Here is a 24,610-nt window from a genome sequence, read left to right as displayed (position 1 = left end):
ATCGTATCAATATGGCAATCGACAGGACTCCTGTTCTTAAGCGCTGCCGTCAGCTCGGGATCGATCCCGCTGAGCTCGGTTACAGCAGCAAGAAGGAATCTATCCGTCAGCCCAAGCGCCGTCGCAAGGAATCTGAGTACGGCATGCAGCTGCGCGAGAAGCAGAAGGTCAAGTTTATCTATGGCGTTCTGGAGAAGCAGTTCCACGGCTACTTCAACAAGGCCCGCAAGATGAACGGCGTCACCGGTGAGAACCTCATGATCATCCTTGAGTCTCGCCTCGACAACGTCGTCTTCCGTCTTGGCTTCGCCCGTACCCGCAAAGAGGCTCGTCAGTCCGTCCGTCACGGTCACTTCACCGTGAACGGCAAGCGCGTGGACATCCCGTCCTACCGCGTCAAGGCCGGCGACGTCGTCGCTGTCGGCGAGAAGTTCCGTGACCTCCTCCCCATCAAGGAGGCCCTGATTTCCTCCGAGCGCTTTGAGGTCCCTGGCTGGCTCGAGGTCGATATCGAGAAGCTGTCTGGTAACGTGCTCGCTCTGCCGACGCGTGAGCAGATCAGCGGTGATATCAACGAGCAGCTCATCGTCGAGCTCTACTCTAAGTAGTCCATCCGGGCTGCTGAGGCTGGAGGTAATACATGTCAGAATTCATTAGGCCTCAGGTTCAGGTCGAAGAGATCAACGAGACGTCTGCTCGTGTCTCCGTCGAGCCGCTCGAGCGTGGTTACGGCGATACGCTGGGTAACTCCCTTCGTCGCGTTCTTCTGTCCTCGCTCGAGGGTGCCGCCGTCGAGGCTATTCAGATCGATGGTGCGCAGCACGAGTTCATGACCATCCCTAACATGGTCGAGGATGTCACCGACATCGTCCTGAATGTCAAGGGTCTTGTCTTCAGGGCTCTCGGCACGACCGACGAGGCGACCGCCACCATCTCGGTTGACGGCCCCTGCGAGGTCACCGGTGCGGACTTCTTTATTCCGTCCGAGTTTGAGCTGGTCAACCCCGAGCAGCACATTGCTACGCTCACCGAGGGTGGCCATCTCACCATGAGCATGCGCATCGGCTATGGCCGCGGCTATGTCTCTGGCGAGGCTAACAAGCGCGATAACGATCCCATCGGTGTGATCCACGTCGACTCGCTGTACTCGCCGGTTTCCCGTTGCGCCAAGCTCGTTGAGGCTTGCCGTGTCGGTCAGCACACCGACTACGACCGCCTTGTCCTCGAGATCGAGACCAACGGCTCCATCGCCCCGCGCGACGCCGTGGTCCAGGCTGCCAATATCATCAACCAGCATATGGCCGCCTTTATGAACCTTGCCGAGACCCCCGAGGTCGAGGAGGAGGCTTCGATCTTCGCTCCCGAGGTCACCAACGACAACGCCGAGCTGGACAAGCAGATCGAGGATCTGGACCTTTCCGTCCGTTCCTACAACTGCCTTAAGCGCGCCAGCATTCACTCGGTCCGTCAGCTCGTTGAGTTCTCGGAGAACGATCTGCTCAACATCCGTAACTTCGGTGTTAAGTCGATCGAGGAAGTGAAGGACAAGCTTGAGTCCATGGGCCTGAGCCTGAAGGCTTAATGCTTCGCATATTTGAGGAGAAACTAGACCATGCGTCACAACGTTAAGAAGGGCCTGAAGCTCGGCACCGATGCGAGCCACACCAAGGCCATGAAGAAGAGCCTTGCTAAGGCCCTCTTCGAGAACGACCGCATCAAGACCACCGAGACCCGCGCTAAGGCGCTGCGTTCGGTCGTCGATCCGATCATCACTTGGGCCAAGAAGGGCGACCTGCATTCTCGTCGTCTGGCTATCGCCAAGCTCGGCGATAAGCAGCTCGTTGCCGAGATCTTCGACAAGGCTGCCCAGGGCATGTGGCAGGACCGCAACGGCGGTTATACCCGCATCATGAAGCTCGGTAACCGTAAGGGCGACAACGCTCCCATCGTTATCATGGAGCTCGTCACCGAGCCTTGCACGCCTAAGGCCAAGAAGGCCGCTCCGGCCCCCAAGAAGGCCGCTGCTCCCAAGAAGGTCGAGGCTGTCGAGGAGACTGCTGCCGAGGAGAGCGCTGAGTAGACATTCCGTCTGCATAGGCTATATTCGAGGGGTACGTTCGCGTACCCCTCTTTTTTTGTCGCGATACCGTTGCTTGTTTGTTGGGAGCGCCCATGACTGCGCCGTCTGATTTCAATTCGATTTCCGAGCTTGACGCCACACTCGTATTTCGCGTGGCCTATGATGGCTCGTCGTATAGCGGATTTGCCGAGCAGCCGGGACAGACGACGGTTGCGGGTGAGCTACGTCGAGCCATTGAGACGCTGCTTCGCCGCCCGATCGATCTGACGTGCGCGGGGCGTACCGATGCCGGCGTGCATGCCGTGGCTCAGTACATCAGCGTGCCCGTAACGGACGCTGAGCTCGCTTGTACGCGCCGTAGGTGGCTGCGGGCTATGGATGCCCTGCTGCCCAAAGATATCGCCATTAACGAGGTCTACAAGGCCCGTAAAGGCTTTTCTGCGCGTTTTGACGCGCGTTCCCGTACGTATACATACCGCATTGCCGATCGAGATGCGCGCCCCGTGCTGTCCCGCGGTGCCGTGTGGTGGCATCGCTATCCCTTGGATGTTGAGGCTATGTCTGCTGCCTGCCCCGCACTGCTGGGCGAGCAGGACTTTAAAAGCTTTTGCAAGGTTGCTTCGGCCGTTGGCAAGCCCACGCATCGCTGCGTGATGCGTGCCGAATTTGGCCATGAGGTTGCGTTTGGCGAGGACATCCTGACGTTTACCATCGAGGGCAATGCGTTTCTGCATTCGATGGTCCGTACGATTGTGGGCACGCTTGTCGAGATTGGCATGCATCGCCGTGAACCCGAGTGGATGCGCGAGGTTATCTATGCTTGCGACCGCACCGCCGCGGGCCCAACGGCTCCTGCCTGCGGCCTTACGTTTATGGGCGTGGATTACGATCCCGCCGAGCTTGTCGTGCTCGACTAGGGGAGGGCTCGACGTGTCGTGCGTCGACACCTGTCATCTGTGGGCTGCGCGTGTGCAACATCTGTTCTTGGCGTGCAATGCAACTGGTGTCTCATTGCTTTTATTGCCGGGGTGTACCATGAACCACGGTTTGATTCATTGCTGTCGAGAGGACGGATAATTTGGTTCGACGTGGCTCGCATCCGCGACTTTCGGTGATCCTTGTGGTAGAAGGTTCGCCCAGCTATGCGATGCGTGCGCTCGAGAGTATCCAGAACCAAGACCTCTACGATTTGCAGATTGTCGTTGTCTGCCGCGATGCTGCGTCCGGTGTGCGCCATTCGCTTCAAGTTGCTGCCGACAGGGACATCCATATTGATTTGATTGACGTCGAGGACGCGACGCGCGGCGCGTGTCTTCGTGCCGGTTTTGCTGTCTCGCGCGGCTCTCAAATCATCGCCATGAACGCCGATGAGTGGTTTGCTCCGCAATCCCTTTCCAAGATGGTCGATATCGCGTGCGATACTGCGGCAGACATAGTGTTCCCCACGGTGTCGCTCGACCGCTATGATGCACATCGAGAGCGCCATTCGCGCGTCTTGGATGCTACTCATATTTCCATTGATAGCAAATCTTCGATGGTGGCCGGGCTGCCTCAGTTGATTTTAGGCGGCTTGGTTGCTCAAGTCTCTGGCGTGATGTATAGCCGTCCGCTGTTTGAGGCATGCCTTTTGTGCGACAAGGCGTTTCGCACAGTTGGGTTTATGGCATGCGCGCTCTCGCAGGCGCAGCGTGTCTCCGGATGCGGCGACGCTTGTTTCCACGCGGTAGCGCCTAAGCTTACAGATGCCTTTGATCCCACCATGTATGCCAGGGTATCCGATGACACCCGAGCGCTCGACGAGCTTGCGGACTCACTCTCGGAAGCAGATAGCGGTGGTCGGCTCAAGCTGGCAAGCCAAAAGTTCTACTTTGTCGGACTGGTCGCCTGCATCGAGAATTTGTGTCTGAGCCCGCATGGGGTGTCGTCAATCGAGCGTTCCGCCCGCATGCGTGATATGCTCGAGGCGCCTCGAACCCGTCAGATGGTCGCCGCGCTCAAGGACAACCATCGGGGGCTCGGTCTGTTGTTTGGGCCGATCGCTAGCGCCAAGCCCGCGCGTTGCGTGATGTGTACGCATCTGGCAGCTTTTCTTAACCGGACGGGCGCAAAAACCGCCTAAACGGCTCATTACGAAACAAACTTGCATAGAATTGTTTCGAAATGCGTTCTTATACACAAAAGCCTTCAAATAGCGTTAAACTATTCAATCACTGATTGATTGTCTCCGCCATCTTTTGGAGTGAGGGTTTGTATGGCTAAAAAACGCAATGGGCGCCAGGATGCCATTAGAGATATTGTGCGCAATAAGGATGTCCGCACGCAGCGCGTGCTGGTCGATGAGCTCCGTGCTATGGGCTTTGATTGCACGCAGGCGACTGTCTCTCGCGATATTGCCGACATGGGGCTGCGTAAGCTCCCTGAGGGCATCTATGTTCTGGCAGAGGACTTGCACCTGCAGCGTATGGTTTCCGAGCTCGTAACGGGCGTTCTGCGTACCGACAATCTGGTTATGATCAAGGCTCAGCCTGGCACGGCTTCCGGCATCGCCGCCGCCGTTGATGCGGCAGAGTTGCCCGATGTGCTTGGCTCGCTTGCCGGCAACGATACGATTTTGGTTATTGCCCAGACGGCCGAGGACGGCGAGCGTCTCGAGGCGCTGATCAATAAGCTGAGCAATTCTCGCAAGTAGGCGTGCGGGTCGTGCGCTCGGCACTGCGTGTGCTTACATAGCAGCTTGTAAGGGGTATCGACGCTGGTCGGTACCCCTTTTTGTTTGCCGGTATAAAGACCGCCCACCAGGTCGCTTCAAACTAAAAGGCCCCGAACAGCTCAATAAGCTGCTCGGGGCCTTGTTGGCTTTAGCCGCGTATTTCTTAGCCGACCGTATCGTCAGGCGTGGGCGAGGGGTCGGGAGTGGGTGTGGGCGTAGGGGTGCCGCCATCGCCGCCGGTCGAACCACCAGTGGAGCCGCCCGTCGAGCCACCGGTCGTACCGGTGCCGCCGGTGGTGTCGGTGGTGTCGCCGCCCGTGGTCTCGGTGGTCGTGGTCGTCGTGGTAGTCGTTGTGGTGGCGGTTTCCTCTTCCTCTTCGTTCTCGTCCTTGTCGTCGTTCTCTGTCTTCTTGGTGTTGTTGGTGCCGTAGAACTTCCAGACGCTGTTGTTCTTGTAGGTGGGCGCCGTTCCGGTCGCAAACTCCTCGCGCTCGGTACCGGTCAGAACGGTGTTCATAAACCGCTTAAAGACAGGCAGGTTGGTGCTGTCGCCCAGCAGGTCCGTGCCGTACTTTTGGATGGGGATCTCGCCCGCGGAATAGCCGGTCCACAGGGCGCACGCCAGCTGCGGGGTATAGCCGCAGAACCACAGGTTGGTGGTGTTGTCGGTGGTGCCCGTCTTGCCGGCATAGGGCTGGTTGACACTCAGGGCGCCGGCAGCACCCGTACCGCTTCCCTTCATGACGCCGGACAGAACATCGGTGACCGCGGCGGCCTCGCCCTCGGTAAGCACCTGTGAGGGATTGTCGGTGTGCTGGTACAGCACCGAACCGGTACGAGAGTCAATCTCGGTGATGGCAATCGGCTGGCGATAGTAGCCGCCGTTGGCAAACGTCGCGTAGGCGGCGGCCATCTCGAGCGGCGAGATCGAGCCAGTGCCGAGCGTCATGACGGGAACGTCCTCGATGTTGTCCTTGGCGGGGTCGATGCCGAGCTTTTTGACGAGCGAGATGATCTTGCTGTTGCCGACGGCTTCCGCCACCTGGATGTAGCCGGTATTGGAGGAGTATGCCGTCGCCTGCTTAAGCGTGATGTTGCCATAGCTCTGGTTGGCGTAATTTTGGACCTCGGTCGTGGTGCCCTTGGCCTTGAGCGGTGAGTTGCAGTTGAGGGTGACGTTGGGGTTCATGCCGTTTTGGATGGCAGTTGCCAGCGTAAAGGCCTTAAAGGTGGAGCCGACGGGACGCTTGGCCGTGGCATGGTTTACGTGGTTCTCGTCGGCGTTGTAGTCGTAGCCGCCCACCATGCACTTGATGTAGCCGGTCTTGGGGTCGACGACGACCATGCCCATGTCCAGGCCGTCAAGCGAGAGCGTGTCGAGCTGCTCGCGGACGGCATTCTCTGCCACCTGCTGCATCGTGGGGTCGATGGTGGTCTTGACGGTCAGTCCACCCTTAAAGAGCACGTCGGTCGAGAACTCCTGCTCCAGCAGCTGCTTGACGTAGGAGACAAAGTAGGGCTGCGAGTATACGTCGACGCCGCTGCCCGAGATTTCGGTCACATTGAGGGTGATGGGCTCGGCCTGTGCGGCATCGTGCTCCTCCTGGGTGATGTGGCCCAGGCGCAACATGTTGTCGAGGACCTTGTTGCGACGGGACAGCGCCAGGTCGGGGTTGACCGTGGGGTCGTACTGCGAGGGCGAGTTGGGAAGGCCGATCAGCAGTGCGGCTTCGCTCAGGGTGAGGTCGGCGGCGCTCTTGGACAGATAGGTTTCGGCCGCGGCCTCAATACCGTAGGCGCCGTGGCCGTAATAGATGGTGTTGAGGTACATCATGAGGATCTCGTCTTTGGAGTACATGTCCTCCATCTTGATGGCGATGTAGGCCTCGCGCACCTTACGCTCAATGGTCGAGTCGAACTGCTCCTCCTGCAGGATGGTGTTGCGCACCAGCTGCTGGGTGATAGTCGAGGCGCCTTCGTGCCCGCCGCCGAGGGTTGCCACCGCAGCACGCGCGATACCCCACAGGTCGATACCGCCGTGCTCGTAGAAGCGCTCGTCCTCGACGTCAACGGTGCCCTGCAGCACGTAGGGGGAGACCTCGTCCTTGGTGATGGACTTGCGGTTTTGCGTGTAGAAGCTCGCGATCTTGTTGCCGTTGCAGTCGACGATCTCGGTGGGCTCGCTCACCAGATACGCGTTGGCGTCGGTGTAGTCGGGCAGATCGGACAGCCAGCGGTTGACGTTGCCGACCATGCCGATGCCAAACGCCACGCCCGCAATCAGCAGAAAGCCCAAAAACGAGAGCAGGATTATGGGCAGGGCGTGCGTCTTTGAACGGCTGTGTCCCTGTCGTTGGCGAGGACCCATATATTGACCTCCAGGTATGTCGTGCCGGACGGTGGATGTGCCGTCGGGGCAGGATGGACATAAGTTATTACACGATAAACCAAACGGGGCGCGCGAGGCCTCGTGTATGCTGGAAGACGGCATTTTTCAGAGTGAATGCATACCTTGGTAAGGAGTTTGTCGATGGCGATTCGGACGATGGGGCCGAGCGGACAATACGAGACTGGATTGGATGCTGCCGGTGCGGCGCTGCCCGAGCTGCTGGCGCCGGCGGGCGGACTCGACCAGATGCTTGCGGCCATCGCCGCGGGTGCCGATGCCATCTATGCGGGGTTGGGCGGCTTTAACGCCCGTGTGAGTGCCCATGGCTTTACGGATGACGAGTTTGCGCGCGGCTGCGCCGTGGCGCATACCCATGGCGTGCGTGTGTACGTGACGCTCAACGTGTTCGTGTTTGACGATGAGCTTGCCGACGCGGTGGCGTTGGGGGCTCATGCACTGGAGCTGGGCGCCGATGCTCTGATTGTCGCCGATGCCGGGCTGGCTTGTGCACTGCGCGCGGCGATTCCCGGGGTCGAGATTCACCTGTCCACGCAGGCGGGCGTTCATAGCGAAGGCGCCGTGCGGCTTGCCGCCGATGAGCTGGGGGTCGAGCGCGTGACGACGGCACGCGAGCTGACGGTCGACGAGATTGCGGCGCTATGTGCCACGGGCGTGCCCATCGAGGTATTCTGCCACGGTGCGATTTGCATCGGCTATTCGGGGGCGTGCGAGTTCTCGGCCCTGCGGCGTGGGCGCTCGGCGATGCGCGGCGACTGCACGCAGCCGTGCCGTCTGGCGTACGACCTAGTGGACGAGGCGGGACAGAGCGTTGTTGCCGTCGAGGGAGATCGCCTGCTGTGTCCGCATGACTATCTGGGTATTGCGCATCTGCCCGAGCTTGTAGATGCTGGCGTTGCGTCGCTCAAGATCGAGGGGCGCATGAAGAACCCCGATTACGTATTCAACGTGGTGCGGGTGTGGCGCCGGGCGCTCGATATGCTGTGCGACGGCGCGTGGGACCCCGGTGCCGTGGAAGAGCTTGAGCGCGAGCTGGGAAGGTCGTTTAACCGTGGGTTTACCGATGCGTACCTGCGAGGGCGTTCGGGTGCCGAGCTGATGAGCTTTGAGCGCGCAATTAACCAGGGCGTGCGCGTGGGGCGCTTGGTCGCTGTGGGCCACGAAGAGGTGACCGTTGAGCTCGATGCCGCCGTGGCGGCGGGTGACACGCTCGAGATTCGGTTCTATCCGGGCGTCGACGCGCGTCCCGATGTACCCAAGCGCTGGCCGCAGGTGCCTTGCCCCGTGGATGCCGCTGCGGGAGAGCACATCGTCGTGCATTGCAAACGTAAGGTGGACGCGGGCTGCGAGGTCTATCTGATTCGCAGCGCCGGCGTGCTGGGGCAAACGGCAACGGTGTTGGAGCGCATGCGGGCCGAGGCGGATACGGTCGCGCCTGTTGAGCAGTCCGTTGAGGTGCTGCCGTTTGAGGGCGTTCTGACAGATGGCGACGTGCCGACGGAGTTGGCGGGGCCGGCGGAGCCGGCAAAGCGCGAGGATTTTGCTCGTATGGTCTTTGCCTGGGAACTGATGGATGTGGATCCGCGCGATGAGCGAGATCTGTCCGATGCGACGGTGGTGCTCGACGAAGTGTGCCGCGCGGGCGATACCGAGCGGACTCGGTCGCTTATGCAGCGTGCCGGGCGCGTCGTCTGCCGCAATCTGGGACAGGTGGCGATGGCCCGCGAGCTGGGCGCGACGTTTGACGTGGCGGCGCCGGTGTTCTGCGCGAACCGGGTCACGCTTACCTGGCTGCGCGGACTCGGGGCGGGGCGGGTGTACTTGTCGGCCGAGCTTGTCGCCGACGACGCGGAGCGTGTTGCCGAGCTTGCCGCTTGTCCCGGTGTCTTGGGGCCTGTCGATGCCGACCGTCCCGAGCTCATGGTGTGCGAGCACTGCTTGCTGATCGCCGAGGGCGTCTGCGCTACGGATGCGACGGGGCAGGTCCATTGTCGTGACTGCCCGCGCCGTCAGCAGGCGCGCTTTTTGGTCGAACGTGACGGCACACGTTTGCCGGTCGTTATCGACGTGTGCGGCAGGACGAGGATTTTCCTGTCGTAGGTGCCGCGTCGCGTCAGTTTGTTATCATATGAGAGTTTATGGACTTCCAGCACCGCCGTTTTCGGCGAGGGTGCTATAGCAAAAGGAGGATACCCAATGCTGTCTGTTGACGAGCAAATGCGTATCATCACCTCGGGCGCTGCCCAAATCGTCCCCGAGGCCGACCTTCGCAAGAAGCTTGAGAAGGGCGAGCCCCTCAACATCAAGCTCGGCGTCGATCCCACCAGCCCCGACCTGCACCTGGGCCACGCCGTGCCCCTGCGCAAGATGCGTCAGTTCCAGGACCTGGGCCACAACGTCACCCTCATCATCGGCAACGGTACCGCGTTGATTGGCGACCCTTCGGGCAAGAATTCCACCCGTCCGCAGCTTTCGCAGGAGCAGATCGAGGCCAATGCCGAGACCTATGTGAGCCAGGCCATGAAGATTCTTGATCCCGAGAAGACCACCATCGTGCACAACGGTGACTGGATCTTGTCGATGGATCTGGCCGGTCTGCTGCAGGTGTGCTCCAAGTTCACCGTCGCCCGCATTCTTGAGCGCGATGACTTTACCAAGCGCTACCAGTCTCAGACGCCGATCGCCCTGCATGAGTTCCTGTATCCCGTGATGCAGGCTTTCGACTCCGTGCAGATCAAGGCCGACGTGGAGATGGGTGGCACCGATCAGCTCTTCAACCTGCTCGCCGGCCGTGAGCTCATGGAGAAGATGGGCATGGAGCCCCAGATCGCGCTCACCATGCCGCTGCTCGAGGGCACCGATGGTGTTCGTAAGATGTCCAAGTCCTACGGTAACTACATCGGCCTGACCGACGCTCCCAAGGATATGTTCGGCAAGACCATGTCCATCCCCGACGAGATGATCGGCAAGTACTATCGTCTGGCCAGCTCGCTCACCCCGGCCGAGGTCGACAAGATCGACGCCGCCCTGGCCGATGGCTCCGCCGATCCCTATGAACTCAAGCGCGCTCTGGGTCGCGACCTGTGCGACACCTACCACGGCGCCGGTGCCGGCGACGAGGCTCAGGCCGAGTTCGACCGCGTGTTCAAGGAGGGCCAGCTCGCCGACTTCCCCGAGAAGCACGTTGAGCTGACCGTCAACGACGAGGGCCAGATCTACCTCGCCGGCCTGCTCAAGGACTTGGGTCTTTCGGCGAGCGCCGGCCAGGCTCGTCGCGATATCGACGGCGGCGGTGTCAAGATCAACGGCAAGGCCGTGGCTCCCAAGAGCTACAACATCGACCCGAGCGCCCTCAAGCTGGGCGACACCCTCTCCGTGGGCAAGCGCAAGGGCTTTAAGTTGGTTTAGTTACGCGGTTTTACCAAACCGCGTAACCGGTTGACGCTGCAAACCCGCCAGAGCGGCAATCTGCCTTTCAACTTCGGCGGCATGATCAAAAGATCAATGCCGCCTCGTTTCAAGGCACCTTGCTCGCTCTGGCGGGTTTTCGCTGTCGTTGCCAGAACATCGGGGTACTCATTGGGGACAGACATAAATGAGTAGTCGTAGGGGGACACTCCTTCTCATTGCGCGGGGTGGCGTGTGCCGTTAAGCGGAGGGGGGTGTATTCCCGACCCATCGTTTGGGCATACAATGGCTATTGGCTTGCTGCGGTGAAGGTCTGTCCGCTCCGCGGCTGTTTTCTACGGTTAAAGGAGTATGTATGTCCGTTGAGGTCATGAGGACTGTGATCGAGGCCGCCGAGGGCCGCGTGCCCGTCGACACGCTGTTTACCAATGCGCAGATCGTCGACGTGTATGGCCAGCGTGTGGCGCCCGGTAGCGTTGCCGTCAAGGACGGTGTGATCGTCGGCGTGCTCTACGATGGTCGCGACGATGCCGCTGGCACCTACGAGGCAATTGAGGTCATCGACTGCCAGGGTCGCTATCTCGCTCCCGGTTTTATTGACGGGCATCTGCATATCGAGTCTTCGAACATCCGTCCCGCCGAGTATGCTCGCATGGCCGCGACGCGCGGTACTACCACCGCCATTGCCGACAGCCACGAGATTGCCAATGTTGCCGGTCTCGACGGCTTGCGCTTTATGATCGAGGACGGCCGCCGCGCACCCATCTCCATCAAGTACATGATGCCTTCGTGCGTGCCCGCGCTGCCCGACGAGCAGGCCGGTGCCGTTATTTCGGCTGCCGATATGCAGGCGTTTTTTGCCGAGCATCCAGGCGATGTCTTTGGTCTGGGCGAAATGATGAACCTGCCGGGCGTCTTTATGGCCGACCCCGAGACCTGTGCTCGCATCGATGCTGCCAACCAGACGCCGTCCAAGCAGGTTGACGGCCACGCGCCGCTCGTTGCCGGTAAGGACCTCAACGCCTATGCCGCAGCGGGCATTATCGCCGACCACGAGTCGACGATTCCCGAGGAGGCACTCGACAAGCTGTCCCGCGGCATGTATGTGATGCTGCGTGAGGGCACGTGCAGTCACGACCTGGCCAACCTGTCTCCGATGCTGTTGGAGAATCCTTCCCGTGCCCGCCGCTGCTGCTTTGCGACCGACGACCGCGCTCCCTCCGATGCGCTTTCGACCGGTATGATCGACAATGCCTGCCGCGTGGCTATCGAGGCCGGTATCGACCCCGTGGTCGCTATCTCTATGGCGTCCCTCTCCACGGCCGAGGCGTTTGGCCTGGATCACGGCTGCCGCGACCCGCACGAGCTGCGTGGCGCCATCGCCCCGGGCAAGCGTGCCGACCTGCTGGTACTCAACGACCTGACGTTTGCCACGGCTCCGCATCGCGTATATGCCGCCGGTGCCCTGGTGGCGCAGGACGGCACCTTTGTGGGCGAGATTGCACCCGAGATGGCCGAGGTTGCGGCCCTTGCCGATGAGCTGCGTGCTTCCGTTAAGCTGCCGAAGCTTTCGCTCGACGTGTTCGACTATGCCTTTAAGCCGGGCGAGGCCGTGATCGACGTGGTGCCGGGTAAGGCCATCACGGGTATGGCTCGCCCCGAGAACGCCGAGGGCCTGCGCCGCATTATGCTGATTGAGCGCCACGGCCGCGGCGTGTCACTGCAGGCCGAGGGCGCCGACGGCGATGGTCCTGCGGGCCTGGGTCTTGTTGGCAAGCACATCGGTCGCGGCTGGGTGCGCGGCTTTACCATCACGGGCGGCGCTATCGCCTCCACGATCGGCCATGACTCGCACAACGTGTGCGTGGTGGGCGACAACGCCGCCGATATGATGGCTGCTGTCGAGGCCGTGGGCCAGGGCGGTCACGTGCTGGTGCGCAACGGCGAGGTCGTGGCGCGCATTCCGCTGGCGCTCGGTGGCCTTATGAGCGAGGGTACGGCCGAGGACGTTGCCGCGCAGCACGATGACTTTATGGTCAAGGCGCGCGCCATGGGTATTGAGCCGCCGCTCGACCCCATCATGGGCATCATTTTCCTGCCCCTGCCGGTCATCCCGACGCTCCGCATCCGCCCCGAGGGCATGTTCGACGTCACAACCTTCACCTACGCCGACTAGTCATCGGGGACGTTCTTAAACGACTAGTCATCGGGGACACTCTTTGGCGGGCTGCCTGACGCCGCGACCGTAGGACCTCTGGCATGTGTGAGCTATTTGCCAGGTCCTTGTAACGTTTACGCCCGCGGAGTCTTATTTGAGCTCCCTTTGGGTACGTTGGAATCGGATACGCGTTCGATTCCAACAAGCCCGAAGGGAGCTTTTCTATGTTTAAACTGATTGCATCCGATATGGACGGCACGCTGCTTGACGAAAATGGCCAGGTGCCGCCTGAGACCTACGAACTGATTCTGGCACTACGCGAGCATGGCGTGCATTTTGCCGCATCGTCAGGTCGCCGCTACGATCGCCTGTGCGAGTTCTTTGCGCCCGTTCGCGACAAGATGGACTTTGTCGCAGCTAACGGTGCCCAGGTCTTTGCCGACGGCAAAATGGTAGACCGCGAGGTGTATTCGCACCTGGCGATTCGAAAGCTCGCCCAGGCCGTCGCGACGTTTCCCAATCTGCATCTTGCGCTCTTTGACCGAACCAAGTCCTTTTTGCTCGATGATGAGTGCAAGTTCGTGCGCGAGGTCGATAAGGACCTTCCCAATGCCGAGCGCATTTGGGAGCTGCCCGATCCCAGCGTAAATATCATCAAAGCGAGTATCTTTTGCGACGACAGTGCGGTTATGGACAGTGCGTACGTGCTACAGCGCGAACTTGGTCAGCTCTTTACTTTTGCGCCTTCGGGCAACGCGTGGATCGATGCCATGCAGCCTGGTGTGTCGAAGGCCTCGGGTATCGCGCAGCTCGCGGAGCATTACGGCATTGGACGCGACGAGGTCATGGCGTTTGGCGACTCGATGAACGACTACGAGATCATTCGCTTCGTCGGCACGGGCTGCGCGATGGAAAACGCGCGCCCCGCGCTCAAGGCGGTGGCCGATCGCGTGGTGGGTTGTAACCGCGACCACGCCGTCCAGCAGGAGCTCCGTCGCGTGCTGGAGAGTCTCTCCTAATCCGGCAGATGGGGACGTTCCTTTTCTGCCGACAGTGGGGGACAGTCCTTGCAGCTTTTTGCGAAGAGTGTCCCCAGTGACTAGTCGTTTAAGAACGTCCCCAATGACTGACCCATGACTAGGCGAGGGCGGCCATGATGGTGCGGGCGACGCCGTCGTGGTCGTTGTCGTATTCGGTGACGGCGTCGGCGGCGTCGCGGTCCTCGGGCTCGGCGCTGATCATGGCCATGCCGTGGCCCGCTGCCTGCAGCATGGGGATGTCGTTGATGTTGTCGCCGAACGCCCAAGCGTCGGCGAGACGCTCGCCCAGGTGCTCGCATAGCCACGTGAGGGCCGTTCCCTTGGTGGCACCCTCACCCATGACCTCGATATTCATGGCATAAGAACGCGTGACCTCAATGCCTCCGAGCGTGTCGAGCTCAGCCGCGATGGCGTCGCGATCGGCCGGGTCGTGCCAGTACATGGCGATGCGTTCGAGCGTCTCGACCCCGTCGATCTTGCTGTCGATATCCATGTCGATCGGTGTTCGTGTGCGCTTGAGCGAAGCCGCGATGTGGGGGTCGCCGCCGCAGAATTCGTCCAGGCGCGTGTAGAGCGAGCGGGGGAGGAAGCACTGCCCATCCGCGAAGATATCGAAGGTCACATCGTGGCCGGCGGCGATGCGACGGACGCGATGGGCAATGCCGCGATCGAGCGGACGACTCAAAATGCGCGTGGCGCGCGAGGCATCGTTGGACACATCGTCGTCGAGCTGCCAGACGCTGGCGCCATTGGCGCAGACGGCATAGTGCACGGCGGGATGGGCGAGGATGGGCTCAAAGATGCCCGACAGCGGACGTCCCGTGCAGGGCACAAATTCAATTCCGCGTCGAGCGAGTTCGTCGAGCATCGACCAGGTGGCATCGCTCATTTGCTTATCGCTCGTCAGCAGCGTTCCGTCCATATCGGAAAACACAATCATTTGATGCAGCCCTTTCTGCTGGCATAAAAAGCGTGGCCGAGGGCGGCGATGCCCTGGCCACGCTTGAGTTCTATAACGGTTCGCGTCCTAGCGGTCGGCGAGCGGTTTGTACTCCAGCGGCTCGATCACCGGACGGTATGCCGGGCGGATGATGCGATGCGCGCAGAAGAGCTCTTCCATGCGGTGTGCCGACCAGCCGGCCATGCGGGCGACGGCGAACAGCGGCGTAAAGAGCGTCTCGGGCACGCCGAGCATCTTGTAGATAAAGCCCGTGTACAGGTCGATGTTGGCGCAGATGGGCTTGGTCATGCCGTGGTCGCGCATCACCTGCGGTGCCAGGCGCTCGATGCGCTCGATGAGTGCGAATTCATCGCCCAGGTCCTTCTTGGCGGCAAGTGTGCGCGCGTAACGGCGGCACACCTCGGCGCGCGGGTCGCTCAGCGTGTAGACGGCGTGGCCCATGCCGTAGATGAGACCCGTGCCGTCGAAGGCCTGCTTGTCGAGGATCTTGCCCAGGTAGGCTGCGACCTCGTCCTCGTCCTCCCAGTTGGAGACATGCGCGCGGATGTCCTCGTGCATAGACACGACCTTGGCATTGGCACCGCCGTGGCGCGGGCCCTTGAGCGAGCCGATGGCCGCGGCATAAGCGGAATACGGGTCGGTGGCCGAGGAGGACAGCACGCGGCAGGCAAACGTGGAGTTGTTGCCGCCGCCGTGCTCGGCATGCAGCATGAGCATAACGTCGAGCAGCATCGCCTCATCGCGGGTGAACGCCATGCCGCCGCGCAGGACCTGTAGGATGGTCTCGGCGGTGGAGAGACCGGGCGTGGGGTGCGGCACGTGAACCTCGGAGCCGCGAAGCTTGGCGACCGAGGCCATGTGTGCGAAGGCGGCGATGCGCGGGAGACGTGCGAGCATGGAAATGGCGACGTCGATTTCGTGCTCGGGCGTGATCACGTCTGGTTCGGCATCGAAGGCGTAGAGCAGCAGTACGGCGCGCTGGAGCACGTTCATGATGCTCGACGACACCGTGGTCATAGGGAACTCTTTAACGTACTCGTCACTCAGATGTCTAAAGGCGCCCAGGCGCTCGCAAAAGCCGTCGAGCTCTTCCTTGTTGGGCAGCGAACCCGTGATAAGCAGATAGGCGACTTCCTCGTAGCCGTAGCGATTCTCGGCCTGGGCATTGTTGACCAGATCCTCGATGCTGTAGCCGCGAAGCGTGAGCTTGCCCTGATCGGGCACGACCTTTCCGTCGACCTTGTTGTAGCCGTGCACATCCGAGATACGAGTGAGGCCCGCGACCACGCCCGAGCCGTCGGCATTGCGCAGGCCGCGCTTGACATTGTGCTCGACAAACAGGCCCTCGTCATAAGGGTCGGTCGGCAGGCCGTGGTAGAGACTTTCGCTCTCAGACGAAATCTGGCGGCTTGCTTCGTAATCCAGAACCAGGCGGCTCAAGTGGTCATCGAAGCGGTAATAGATTTTCTTGGCGTCGTAGGCCATGCGCGCTCCTCTCCGGGCCGCATCGGGGTGGCTTGCGGGCATACGCGCGTCAGGCTATCCCCAGCGGCCTGTTCGCTACAGGCGGTACATAAAGTTAAAGACGTCCTCGCGCTGGATGGACACGTTGACGCCCGAAAGCTCGCCGGCCTCGGCCAGGGCCTTCTGCAGCTCGGCGAAGTCGAGCTTGGACTCGGCGGTATCGGCCAGCATGGTCATGGTGAAGATGTCCTCGATAATGGACTGCGTGATGTCGCGGATGTCGACGTTGGCCTCGCCTAGGACACGGGTGACGCCGGCGACGATGCCGGGGCGGTTCTTGCCAAGGACGGTGATGACGATACGGGAGGACGAGATCTCGGCCATGGGAAACCCTTTCGCGTGGTTGCGGCGCGCGCGGGGCGCTCCGCTACGGTACAGTGTTCATCATTGTACCTGTCTGGCGCAAAAAAGGCGCGCTCGCTGCGGCGTTACATGCCTGCAACATGAGCGTAAGGGGGAAGGCCGCACGGGGAAGAGCCGTCTGGCGCGTGTCCGGCTCGTGTTGGGTTGATTTCCGATCTCAGCCGAACACATTGAGCGGACAGGCCGTTCCCGCAGTCAGCCGAACGCCTCCGACGGCTGATTCCGAACTGGAAGCGGAGGGCATCCCCGCCCTTCGGTAGGGGATACCGCTCCGCGGCGCATGCCGCGGGCGGCGCCCCTATCGGACCACCGTGACCTCAGTTGGGATGGGCCCAGCACTGCCGCGTACTCGGTGAGCTAGAGCCAACTGTTCGTCTTCACGTCGCGTATGGCGATATTTCGGTCGTCCGGCTCGGTGATGCCGTAGCCGAACGCCTGGAGCGTCTCGATGGACTCCTGGATCCTCTGTTGGAACATGGGACCCGGATCGACCCTCGGCCCGAGGTGCCCGCGCCAAAGGCACGGCGTGGCGCGCAGCATGTTATGGATTTTGGAGATGGGCTCGATGTCGGCGTAGACGTTGAGCGTCGCCATGGCGTCCTTGTGGCCGAGGATCGATTGGAGCGCCTTGATGTCGCCGCCTTGGCGGATCCACTGCGTTGCGAACGTGTGGCGAAGGCCGTGGAACGTGATCAGCTCGTCGTTGGTGCCCATGAGGCCGTTGGTCTCCGAGAACGTCTTGAACGCCCTGCGGATATAGCTTGTCGTCGCGAAGGTCGCGCCCGGCTCCGACAGGATGTAGCAGTCCCCGATCTCGACCGCCCCGGTAAGGCCGCGCAAGCGCAGCTTTCCGCAGTCGATCTCGTGGGTCTCCTTCAGGAAGGGGGAGTAGGCCGACCGGGTCGATGGGGATACCCCTGGCGTCATGGGTCTTGGTGTCCTTGATGAACGAACCCATTCCCTTCGCGTACGCCACCGAGTGTCTGATCGAGATCAGACCCGTCTCGAAATCCACATCGCACCACCGAAGGCCGCAGACCTCGCCGATTCGCATCCCCGTGTGCAAGGCGAGTACGACCGCCCTCTAATCCTCGGCGGACCAATCGAGTCCGAACTCCTTTCGGGCATCCTCTTCGCTCATGACTTCGAGAAGGTCTCCGGGTTGGCAACGAAGGGCGAGGCATAGCTGCTCGAGTGTGTTGAAGCGAATGCCGCGAATATGCCCTTTTTTAATACGGGACAGGTTCACGGGCGTGGTTCCAATCCTTTCGGCAAGTTCGTTCGAGGAAATCTTTCGCTCGGCCATGATCTTGTCGAGGCGAACAATTACGGGCATGGCGTTTCCTTACGCAATCTCGTCGGAGTCGAGGTACAGCTCTCGGGCGTACAAGAAGAGCTGGGAAAGCATGAACAGGACGATGCCGAGAACCAGAGAGGTCCAATCGAATGATGAAGCGATCTCTTGGGCGCCGACGGCCCCCTCGCCGCCAAACATCGAAACGGAGGTTTTGAGTGAGCCGGCGTAGAGGCTGGTGGCAGCTTGAGCAACGAAGAGAATGCCGAGCACCTTCAAGCATGTCGCAGACCCTTTCTTGAAGGGGTCTCCGCTCTTGATCGTCCACACGAGAACGGCGCTGAGGATGGTCGTAGCGATACCGATGACGGCAGGGACCAATGTCGAGATCGCAAGGGCTGGATACGCGGGGGAGTCTGCAATTACAGGGTTGTCGAGCACTTCGATTGCTGGCTTTAAGGAGAACGCCACTTGTGCGATGGCGGTGGCGCAAAGGGTCGCAGAGGCTATCGCACATGCGATGCGGAAGGAATGAAGCCGGGGAGTGCGATTGTCGGAACTCATAATAACCTCCGAAGAATTTAAAAAACTCAGGTTACTTTTTAACAGTTTATGTTAAATTGACTTTGCCGGCAAGTAATCACAGCATACTGCAACCGAAACCCCTCTAGATTGGAGAGGATTATGTTCAGTACTGTTAAGTCGTGTAAGCTCTTGGTTTTCCTCGGCCTCGCTCTTTGTCTGTTGCTGCCGGGAGCCCCCGCTTTTGCGGATACCCCGATGCCTCCTTCCCAGGAGAGCAGCCAGTGTGCCCTCGTTGAGCCCCTCGGGTATACGGACGACGTCATCGATACCTACTGGAGCTACAGCTGTCCTCGCGGCGTAAGCGGGCACAGCATCTCGATGTTCAACATCTCTTACAAGACGATCTCCTACCGAAATGGCTATCGCCGATCCGCGCATCATAGGGAATCCCGCCTCGCTGCAATGTGCTCCTGTGGTGTTCTTGGCACAACTGATAAATGGCAATTTGTCTATAGCACCTACTAGATGCGAGGAAGGGCCGAGCATTTTGTTCGGCCCCTCTGTTCCGACTGGATGAGGTTAAGGTTGGCGATGAATATGCTCAAAATCTCGAAGGCGATCTTTAGGTCGCTTCTCTCCTCCAGGTCGCTCTGTGTTGTCGTTGTTGCGTTGATGGTTCTTTGTGCTCTGCCCGTCTTCAGGAGCGCGGCTGGCATCGACGGACGGGTCGAATACCTCGAGTCGGGAATAACCCGTGTTGAGCAGGAATTGTCAGCATCCTATGCGGATGCGCTTGTGAATGCGGGGGAGGACGGTGTCTATACCTCTTCATCAAGCATGCCCGCGCTTCTGTACCCTCTTGCCGCGGGACGTCTTATCTTGGCACCGCTCTCTCCCCTACTTCCGTTTCTGCAGATATCGGATGGAGAGTACACCTATCTATGACGGATCGAAGGAGTACTTGCTATGGGTCGCAACGGCCGTTGCCGTCTCGTTCCTTGCCGCGCGTCTTAACAAACGTGAAAAGCTCATCATCCAGGCACCGATGGGCGAGCTGGGTAGACTTGTTGCATCGAGCGTATGGGCGAGTGTTTTTGCAATGCTTGCCGTCCTCGCCATCAATCTTCCAGGGATAATCGCCGCGCTTGTGAAGAATGGCCCGGGCTCGCCGTTCTATCCGATAGGCTACATTCAATATGCGACTCCGGTTATCAAACCGGCTTGGCTGGTGTTCGCGCAGACGGCCATCTTGCAATTCTTGGTGGCAGCGTTCATCTTGCTTGTCGTTCACCTTGCCGTGAAGATTGCCAATAACCCTACGCTTGGAATCGTGTTCGTATGTGCCCTGATGGGGGTGACGATGGTTCCCGGGTATTACGGAAGATCCATCGCTTTACGTGAGTTCGCCCTGTTGAATCCCCTTACGTATGCGAACGCTGAGTTGACCGTCGGCGCCTATAGCCCGTACCCGACAACGCAGATAGTGAATCTGCCTGGACTTTGCTTCGAGCGTGGCGCGATTGCCCTCGTATGCGCAATCGGGATCGAGGTGCTGGCAATTAGCCTGCTTTGCGTTGCTGGAAAGAGCGGCTGCGCGTGCCCGATATCCCCGATTTGTCTTGAGAGAGGTTCCTTCACTGCATCGAGAACGGCAACTCGTTCGAGCGCTTGTGCCTCCGCCGTTGCATACGTAAGAACGATGGGGAAACTGCTCCTGCGTTCTCCTACCCTCGCCGTATGCGCGATTGCAATGTCGACGACGATGCTGGCCCCGGCTCTGGTCGAGATGTTTCCTGACGCTGATAACGTTTCCGCTGTTCGGTATAGGGATGGGGAGCTCCGTTCAATAGATCGGTATCTAGAGCAGAACGCTGCGAATATGGACGTCGAGGGCAAAGCGGCCCTGGAAGACATGCGGGATGCTCTTTCGGGTTTCGTGTACGCGCCTATGCCTGCGGAGGGGTTTCGAAGCCTTGCGACGTACGAGCGCGCTCGAGGTGAGCTGGGCGCGGCAGATGCGACTCTCCTGCAATCGATCGGAATCGAGCCGGAGACTCCTTCTCGTGCGGAGGCGCGCGCCCTTCTGCTTGAGTCGATCGCGAGCTTGCCGGACCCCAAGGTTTACGAGTTAAGTACGAAGATGCCCCCATTAATCCTCCTTTCGTATCTCCAGGCAGCGCTTCCCTCCTTATTTTTGCTGTTGCCCGTGGTTGTCACATCGCTCGCGTGCACCCACCTGCAGTGTCGTTCCCTTCTGGTTCTCCAGATCCCCGCAACAGCGCATGTGCGTTTTCTGACGGCTGTTGCGCTGGCTCTCCTGCTTGGCTTGGTGCTGCTTTTGGTGTCGATGGTTCCCGCTGTCGTTGTGTCCGTGATTAAGAACGGTGCGGGTGGATCGGAGTATCCCGTCGCTCTCATTCGGGCGGGAGCTTCGACAACGTCCATGGTGGGGGAGGCGGTGTTGTGCAGTATTCCGTTGCTGGTCATGGCATACGGCGTGATTTCCGTCGTCGCTGCGTTGACAGCAGCGATTAGCCGCAACCCCGTTGTCACCGGAATGGTTTGCGCGGTTCTCTTGGTGTTGGGTTCGTTGAGCGCTCATGTTGAAAGCGTGGGCATGGGCGTCGCGCTGCTGGCTCCATTCGCCTCGTTTGATCCCGCTTCCCAGGTGGGGACGATTGGGTTCCTTGGGCGAGGGACGAACGCGATGCCTTTTGGAGAGGTCGTCGGCGCATCGGGCGCTCTGCTGGTGGTCTTGGGCGCCGTATCTCCGTTGATGGTGCGCCTGAGTGTTCCAAAGATCGAAAGGGGATGATCTCGATGATTGACCTTCAAACGCTGACGATCTCTTATGGAAAGAAGGTGCTCGTAGATTCGGTGAACGCTGAGTTTGCCCCGGGTACGGTCTACGGTCTCGTCGCTCCGAACGGGCATGGAAAGACGACGTTGCTGCGTGCGATGGCAGGTTTGCCGGGTCCTCGCGTGGACGGGAGCATCGTTCTGAATGAGGTGCAGGGTACGGGTGCGAGAGAGGTCCGTTCTATGATCTTCTATGCACCTGGTGAGGGGACGCTGCTGTATCCCGGATTGCGTGCGGAAGATCACCTCAAGATGGTTTGCGATATGTGGCCGCATGCTCGCGATATCGAAGAGATAGTGGAACAAACGCAGATAGGCGAGTTCGCGAAGATGAGGATCCGCACTCTGAGCCAGGGCATGAAGCAGCAGCTTACCCTGGCGATTGCGTATGCGACGGGCGCGCGGTACCTTCTATTAGATGAGCCCATGAACGCGCTCGACCCCAGCAGGGTGGACTTGCATTCCGAGATTCTCAGGAAGCTGGCCGATTCTGGTACGTGCATCATCATGTCATCCCACATCTTGGATTCGGTCGATAGGCTGTGCGATGAGATTCTGTTTTTGAAGGATGGGAGGCTCATTAGAAGCATTCCGCAAGATGATGCTGCGCCGAAGTCTCCTGGATCCCATTTCGCAAAGCCTGCCGGACGCGCCGAGGGTGCGCTAAGCACGTATCGGCGACTCTACGAAAAGGGCGGGTAGAAATGCAAGTTAAAAATCTATGTGGCCAATGTGATACCGTTGAACCCGCATATCGATACCGCTCAGCCATTCGCCTCGCCCCCGTCGCACGTATCTTCATCCGGTCTGTTACTTTTAATCTAACAATTCTTTGAGGAACGTAGGTGCTTCTAAATGTACTGTCGACTTCTTCTCAAACTAATCCTAAGAGACAAGGCCGTATGGATTTGTACGCTCGTTCTCGCTGCAGCCTTCTCCATCCCCATTGCGTTCAATTCACCCATCTACGGGCCCTTCTTCATGAAGCAGGGCATGCAGGGCTTCGTCGACGCATTCAATACGCGCGCGCCCCAGGCCAGCGGCACAGACCTATCGCCAGAGCAGCAAGATGACGCTGAGCTTGCAAGATACGCGAACGCCGCCCTCGCCGCTCAAACCGACGCCGCCTTTCTCGACTCTGCCGAGAGCTACTACGCGCTCATGGACGAAGGCTTCCAATCCGGGTCCATCGTGGGAGACCGAGAGACCAATGACGCAGACCTCGCGTATTGCCGCGCTCTGAGCAGCTCCGGCATCACGGATATCCCGGCCTCCGCAAACGACCTGCCATTCCTTTCCTTCCTGCCTTACGCCATTGCCCAGGCGCCGTCTTTCCTTCCCTTCATCCCCTTCCTTCTCTCGTCGATACTCGTGCTCGGCGCCACAAGGCCCGGGACCCTGGCGGCAAAGGCGCCCGTGCCCAAATTCCGGCGCCTTATCCAAACCGTGTTTTCGATAATTGGCGCGGGGACCGCGATGCTCCTCGCCGGCCTTGCACCCGGGAGCATTTACGCCTTGGCCCTAAACGGCTTCGGGCAAACTGGGTACCCGATCGCCTTCTTCCATAACGGCGTGCTTGCCACCACGACCGCGGGAGACGTCTTCACGACCCTGCTTCTCGCGCTGCTTGCGGGCGGAACCTTGATATCCGTTTGCTCCGTCGTCCTATCGACCGCAACGAGGCGCGTCTTCGCAGGCCCCCTTGCCTCCGCGCTGCTTGTCGCGGCCCCGGCATTCCCGTTATTGTCCGATTCGGCGCTGGAGCATAACGCCGCGCTCAATCTCCTGCCGCTGGCCGTGTTCTCGCCTATCGAGGCAACGGGTTACGTAGGATGCTTCCCGACAGAATTCATTGGCTCCGGTTCAGGCAGCGCATCGATGCTTGCCGTGGCCCTGGCATACGTCGCGGTCTTTTTTACGGTCGGCGCCGTTGCGACACGTTCCCCCAAACAGCCTGGACCCGCGAAAAAGCACCATGGGCTCGAGCTTCTAGACGCGAGCGTGGGATACGGAAGCACGACGATACTTTCAATCGGGTCGCTTTTCCTGAGCCCGGGAACGGCGGCGGGCCTCGTTGCTCCCAACGGCTCGGGGAAAACCACCCTTCTTGAAGCGCTGTCGGGCCAATTTCCCACCCGCATCCGCTCGGGAAGCCTGGCGGCAGACGGAATCTGCCAACGTCGATCAGCCGAATTTGCAGAACTCGTCTACCTGAGCTCTTCGGGCGGCGCGGATCTCTATCCCACGCTATCGGCCATTGAGCACCTTGCTTTCGTTAGGGAGGCGTGGAAATCGGCCGCCGACATCGACTCGCTCTGCGACTCCCTCGGAATCTCCCCATATCTCGACAAGCCGACCCGTAAACTCTCGACAGGAATGAAGCAGCAGGTAAAGCTTGCCATGGCGATAGCGACCGATTGCCCGTACCTTATCCTCGATGAACCGCTGAACGGCCTCGATCCGGGAAAACGGAAAACCTCCTGCGACGCGATGCGCAGCGAGGTGGCGCGGGGACGCAGCGTGCTCATTTCAAGCCATCTACTCGACGACCTGGCAGACCTCACCAACTCGTTCTACTTCATCGAGGCCGGCACGCTCGTGGAAAAGATCAAGTCGTCCTCGCAGACGCTCAAGCAGGAATACCTCGATACATACGAGCGAGGTGAATGACATGAAACTATTTGAACAGCTGAAGTCCAATGCGTCGCGCATGGCTGTCTACGCCATCCTCGTGGCAACGGCTTTATGCGGAATCGCGGCACCCGTCTATGCGCTCAACGGGGAGAAAGGCGATGTCGAACCCGCGTACATGGCTTCGACGGTTAAGGACCGGTACAAAGCCTTCTCTGGAGACACGTTTTACGTAGCAGAGTACGACACGACCTACCGTCAGCTTCGCTACAACAAGGGCTACGACTATCTAGGCGCAGAGGCAATCAGCTATACGTCGGGTTGGTACCGCTCCAACTATGGACACATAACCCAGTTCAAGTGTAACTACCGTGTGTACAACTAAAGCAACCGGCCGGGACGAGGGGTGACGCAAAAGCGTCGCCCCTCGTTTTTAACCATGTCAACTGAACCTAGTTCAGTTTGGTTGATTTCCGATCTCAGCCGAACACATTGAGCGGAAAGGCCGTTCCCGCAGTCAGTCGAACGTCCCCGGGGCCCTTCTCAGGCCCCGGGGACGGCATTTTCCCAGTTGAAGGAACGGTGGAGATGTGTTTCGATGGGTCAGATTCGTGTCGTTCCGAAAAGACCGTGAACCTTTTGTGGGACAC

General features: G+C 60.0%; 21 protein-coding genes and 1 pseudogene. 14 read left to right on the top strand and 8 right to left on the bottom strand.

Annotated features, from left to right (window positions below; genetic code table 11):
- Positions 1-11: 11 nt before the first annotated feature.
- The 6 genes from rpsD to CSV91_RS04940 all read left to right on the top strand — a co-directional run bounded on the left by rpsD (position 12) and on the right by CSV91_RS04940 (position 4,769).
- Entirely contained in the window at positions 12-608 is a 597-nt protein-coding gene (gene rpsD / locus CSV91_RS04965; RefSeq protein WP_006235275.1) for a 30S ribosomal protein S4, read from the top strand.
- Positions 609-640: 32 nt separating this feature from the next.
- The gene (locus tag CSV91_RS04960) at positions 641-1,582 is read left to right on the top strand and encodes a DNA-directed RNA polymerase subunit alpha (protein ID WP_006235276.1); all 942 of its coding nucleotides are present in this window, start codon (positions 641-643) and stop codon (positions 1,580-1,582) included.
- A gap of 30 nt (positions 1,583-1,612) precedes the next feature.
- The gene (gene rplQ, locus CSV91_RS04955) at positions 1,613-2,080 is read left to right on the top strand and encodes a 50S ribosomal protein L17 (protein WP_099432038.1); all 468 of its coding nucleotides are present in this window, start codon (positions 1,613-1,615) and stop codon (positions 2,078-2,080) included.
- Between the two features lie 92 nt (positions 2,081-2,172).
- Positions 2,173-2,997, top strand: a complete 825-nt coding sequence (gene truA, locus CSV91_RS04950) for a tRNA pseudouridine(38-40) synthase TruA (RefSeq protein ID WP_099432037.1) — start codon at positions 2,173-2,175, stop codon at positions 2,995-2,997.
- 203 nt (positions 2,998-3,200) lie between these two features.
- Positions 3,201-4,199 (top strand): glycosyltransferase family 2 protein, encoded by a 999-nt coding sequence (locus tag CSV91_RS04945; protein WP_147579388.1) that lies wholly within the window; start codon positions 3,201-3,203, stop codon positions 4,197-4,199.
- Between the two features lie 132 nt (positions 4,200-4,331).
- Positions 4,332-4,769, top strand: a complete 438-nt coding sequence (locus CSV91_RS04940; protein ID WP_006235280.1) for an arginine repressor — start codon at positions 4,332-4,334, stop codon at positions 4,767-4,769.
- A gap of 184 nt (positions 4,770-4,953) precedes the next feature.
- Here CSV91_RS04940 and CSV91_RS04935 read toward each other — a convergent pair whose 3' ends face one another.
- Entirely contained in the window at positions 4,954-7,158 is a 2,205-nt protein-coding gene (locus CSV91_RS04935) for a transglycosylase domain-containing protein (RefSeq protein WP_099432035.1), read from the bottom strand.
- Positions 7,159-7,320: 162 nt separating this feature from the next.
- Between CSV91_RS04935 and CSV91_RS04930 the strand changes: the two genes are divergently transcribed.
- The 4 genes from CSV91_RS04930 (at position 7,321) to CSV91_RS04915 (ending at position 13,782) form a co-directional block, all read left to right on the top strand.
- Positions 7,321-9,297, top strand: a complete 1,977-nt coding sequence (locus CSV91_RS04930; protein ID WP_157757996.1) for a peptidase U32 family protein — start codon at positions 7,321-7,323, stop codon at positions 9,295-9,297.
- A 96-nt stretch (positions 9,298-9,393) separates the two neighbouring features.
- Entirely contained in the window at positions 9,394-10,605 is a 1,212-nt protein-coding gene (tyrS, locus tag CSV91_RS04925; protein WP_035137437.1) for a tyrosine--tRNA ligase, read from the top strand.
- 355 nt (positions 10,606-10,960) lie between these two features.
- Complete coding sequence (locus tag CSV91_RS04920; RefSeq protein ID WP_099432033.1) at positions 10,961-12,781, top strand: adenine deaminase; 1,821 nt, start codon at positions 10,961-10,963, stop codon at positions 12,779-12,781.
- Between the two features lie 206 nt (positions 12,782-12,987).
- Positions 12,988-13,782: a Cof-type HAD-IIB family hydrolase gene (locus CSV91_RS04915; protein ID WP_099432032.1), complete on the top strand. Its 795-nt coding sequence runs from the start codon at positions 12,988-12,990 to the stop codon at positions 13,780-13,782.
- A 118-nt stretch (positions 13,783-13,900) separates the two neighbouring features.
- On the opposite strand, the gene CSV91_RS04910 is transcribed toward CSV91_RS04915, so the two are convergent.
- From CSV91_RS04910 to CSV91_RS10030, 7 genes and pseudogenes are all read right to left on the bottom strand, one after another.
- Positions 13,901-14,743, bottom strand: a complete 843-nt coding sequence (locus CSV91_RS04910; protein WP_099432031.1) for a Cof-type HAD-IIB family hydrolase — start codon at positions 14,741-14,743, stop codon at positions 13,901-13,903.
- Between the two features lie 87 nt (positions 14,744-14,830).
- Positions 14,831-16,249 (bottom strand): citrate synthase, encoded by a 1,419-nt coding sequence (locus CSV91_RS04905; protein ID WP_099432030.1) that lies wholly within the window; start codon positions 16,247-16,249, stop codon positions 14,831-14,833.
- A 75-nt stretch (positions 16,250-16,324) separates the two neighbouring features.
- Complete coding sequence (locus tag CSV91_RS04900) at positions 16,325-16,612, bottom strand: ACT domain-containing protein (RefSeq protein WP_006235289.1); 288 nt, start codon at positions 16,610-16,612, stop codon at positions 16,325-16,327.
- A gap of 396 nt (positions 16,613-17,008) precedes the next feature.
- Positions 17,009-17,578, bottom strand: coding sequence for a tyrosine-type recombinase/integrase (locus tag CSV91_RS04895; RefSeq protein ID WP_099432029.1), 570 nt, complete (start codon positions 17,576-17,578; stop codon positions 17,009-17,011).
- Positions 17,579-17,618: 40 nt separating this feature from the next.
- Positions 17,619-17,705: pseudogene (locus CSV91_RS10270) on the bottom strand (hypothetical protein); the annotation flags it as partial.
- 30 nt (positions 17,706-17,735) lie between these two features.
- On the bottom strand, positions 17,736-17,987 hold the full coding sequence (locus tag CSV91_RS04885) for a helix-turn-helix domain-containing protein (RefSeq protein WP_006235292.1): 252 nt from the start codon (positions 17,985-17,987) through the stop codon (positions 17,736-17,738).
- A 9-nt stretch (positions 17,988-17,996) separates the two neighbouring features.
- Positions 17,997-18,509, bottom strand: a complete 513-nt coding sequence (locus CSV91_RS10030) for a DUF2975 domain-containing protein (protein ID WP_147579387.1) — start codon at positions 18,507-18,509, stop codon at positions 17,997-17,999.
- 883 nt (positions 18,510-19,392) lie between these two features.
- On the opposite strand from CSV91_RS10030, the gene CSV91_RS04860 reads away from it, so the two are divergent.
- From CSV91_RS04860 to CSV91_RS04845, 4 genes are all read left to right on the top strand, one after another.
- Positions 19,393-21,285, top strand: coding sequence for a hypothetical protein (locus CSV91_RS04860; RefSeq protein WP_157757995.1), 1,893 nt, complete (start codon positions 19,393-19,395; stop codon positions 21,283-21,285).
- Positions 21,286-21,290: 5 nt separating this feature from the next.
- A complete protein-coding gene (locus CSV91_RS04855) occupies positions 21,291-22,031 on the top strand; it encodes an ABC transporter ATP-binding protein (RefSeq protein WP_157757994.1) in 741 nt (246 codons plus the stop codon).
- A gap of 279 nt (positions 22,032-22,310) precedes the next feature.
- Positions 22,311-23,999: an ABC transporter ATP-binding protein gene (locus tag CSV91_RS04850; RefSeq protein WP_157757993.1), complete on the top strand. Its 1,689-nt coding sequence runs from the start codon at positions 22,311-22,313 to the stop codon at positions 23,997-23,999.
- Between the two features lies 1 nt (position 24,000).
- Complete coding sequence (locus tag CSV91_RS04845; RefSeq protein ID WP_006235302.1) at positions 24,001-24,345, top strand: hypothetical protein; 345 nt, start codon at positions 24,001-24,003, stop codon at positions 24,343-24,345.
- Positions 24,346-24,610 lie beyond the last annotated feature (265 nt).

The sequence above is a fragment of the Collinsella aerofaciens genome (assembly GCF_002736145.1).
GTDB classification, from domain to species: domain Bacteria; phylum Actinomycetota; class Coriobacteriia; order Coriobacteriales; family Coriobacteriaceae; genus Collinsella; species Collinsella aerofaciens_A.
Note: the sequence above shows the minus strand (reverse complement) of the source record. Positions and strands in the feature narration are given on the sequence as shown.

Excerpts from the sequence above, each read along its gene's own strand:
- CSV91_RS04845 (WP_006235302.1), top strand. The coding sequence starts at position 24,001 with ATGAAACTATTTGAACAGCTGAAGTCCAATGCGTCGCGCATGGCTGTC.
- CSV91_RS04940 (WP_006235280.1), top strand. The coding sequence starts at position 4,332 with ATGGCTAAAAAACGCAATGGGCGCCAGGATGCCATTAGAGATATTGTG.
- rplQ (WP_099432038.1), top strand. The coding sequence starts at position 1,613 with ATGCGTCACAACGTTAAGAAGGGCCTGAAGCTCGGCACCGATGCGAGC.
- truA (WP_099432037.1), top strand. The coding sequence starts at position 2,173 with ATGACTGCGCCGTCTGATTTCAATTCGATTTCCGAGCTTGACGCCACA.
- CSV91_RS04855 (WP_157757994.1), top strand. The coding sequence starts at position 21,291 with ATGATTGACCTTCAAACGCTGACGATCTCTTATGGAAAGAAGGTGCTC.
- CSV91_RS04915 (WP_099432032.1), top strand. The coding sequence starts at position 12,988 with ATGTTTAAACTGATTGCATCCGATATGGACGGCACGCTGCTTGACGAA.
- CSV91_RS04935 (WP_099432035.1), bottom strand. The coding sequence starts at position 7,158 with ATGGGTCCTCGCCAACGACAGGGACACAGCCGTTCAAAGACGCACGCC.
- CSV91_RS04885 (WP_006235292.1), bottom strand. The coding sequence starts at position 17,987 with ATGCCCGTAATTGTTCGCCTCGACAAGATCATGGCCGAGCGAAAGATT.
- rpsD (WP_006235275.1), top strand. The coding sequence starts at position 12 with ATGGCAATCGACAGGACTCCTGTTCTTAAGCGCTGCCGTCAGCTCGGG.
- CSV91_RS04920 (WP_099432033.1), top strand. The coding sequence starts at position 10,961 with ATGTCCGTTGAGGTCATGAGGACTGTGATCGAGGCCGCCGAGGGCCGC.
- CSV91_RS04850 (WP_157757993.1), top strand. The coding sequence starts at position 22,311 with ATGAAGCAGGGCATGCAGGGCTTCGTCGACGCATTCAATACGCGCGCG.
- CSV91_RS10030 (WP_147579387.1), bottom strand. The coding sequence starts at position 18,509 with ATGAGTTCCGACAATCGCACTCCCCGGCTTCATTCCTTCCGCATCGCA.
- tyrS (WP_035137437.1), top strand. The coding sequence starts at position 9,394 with ATGCTGTCTGTTGACGAGCAAATGCGTATCATCACCTCGGGCGCTGCC.
- CSV91_RS04910 (WP_099432031.1), bottom strand. The coding sequence starts at position 14,743 with ATGATTGTGTTTTCCGATATGGACGGAACGCTGCTGACGAGCGATAAG.
- CSV91_RS04905 (WP_099432030.1), bottom strand. The coding sequence starts at position 16,249 with ATGGCCTACGACGCCAAGAAAATCTATTACCGCTTCGATGACCACTTG.
- CSV91_RS04960 (WP_006235276.1), top strand. The coding sequence starts at position 641 with ATGTCAGAATTCATTAGGCCTCAGGTTCAGGTCGAAGAGATCAACGAG.
- CSV91_RS04900 (WP_006235289.1), bottom strand. The coding sequence starts at position 16,612 with ATGGCCGAGATCTCGTCCTCCCGTATCGTCATCACCGTCCTTGGCAAG.
- CSV91_RS04930 (WP_157757996.1), top strand. The coding sequence starts at position 7,321 with ATGGCGATTCGGACGATGGGGCCGAGCGGACAATACGAGACTGGATTG.
- CSV91_RS04860 (WP_157757995.1), top strand. The coding sequence starts at position 19,393 with ATGGAGAGTACACCTATCTATGACGGATCGAAGGAGTACTTGCTATGG.
- CSV91_RS04895 (WP_099432029.1), bottom strand. The coding sequence starts at position 17,578 with ATGACGCCAGGGGTATCCCCATCGACCCGGTCGGCCTACTCCCCCTTC.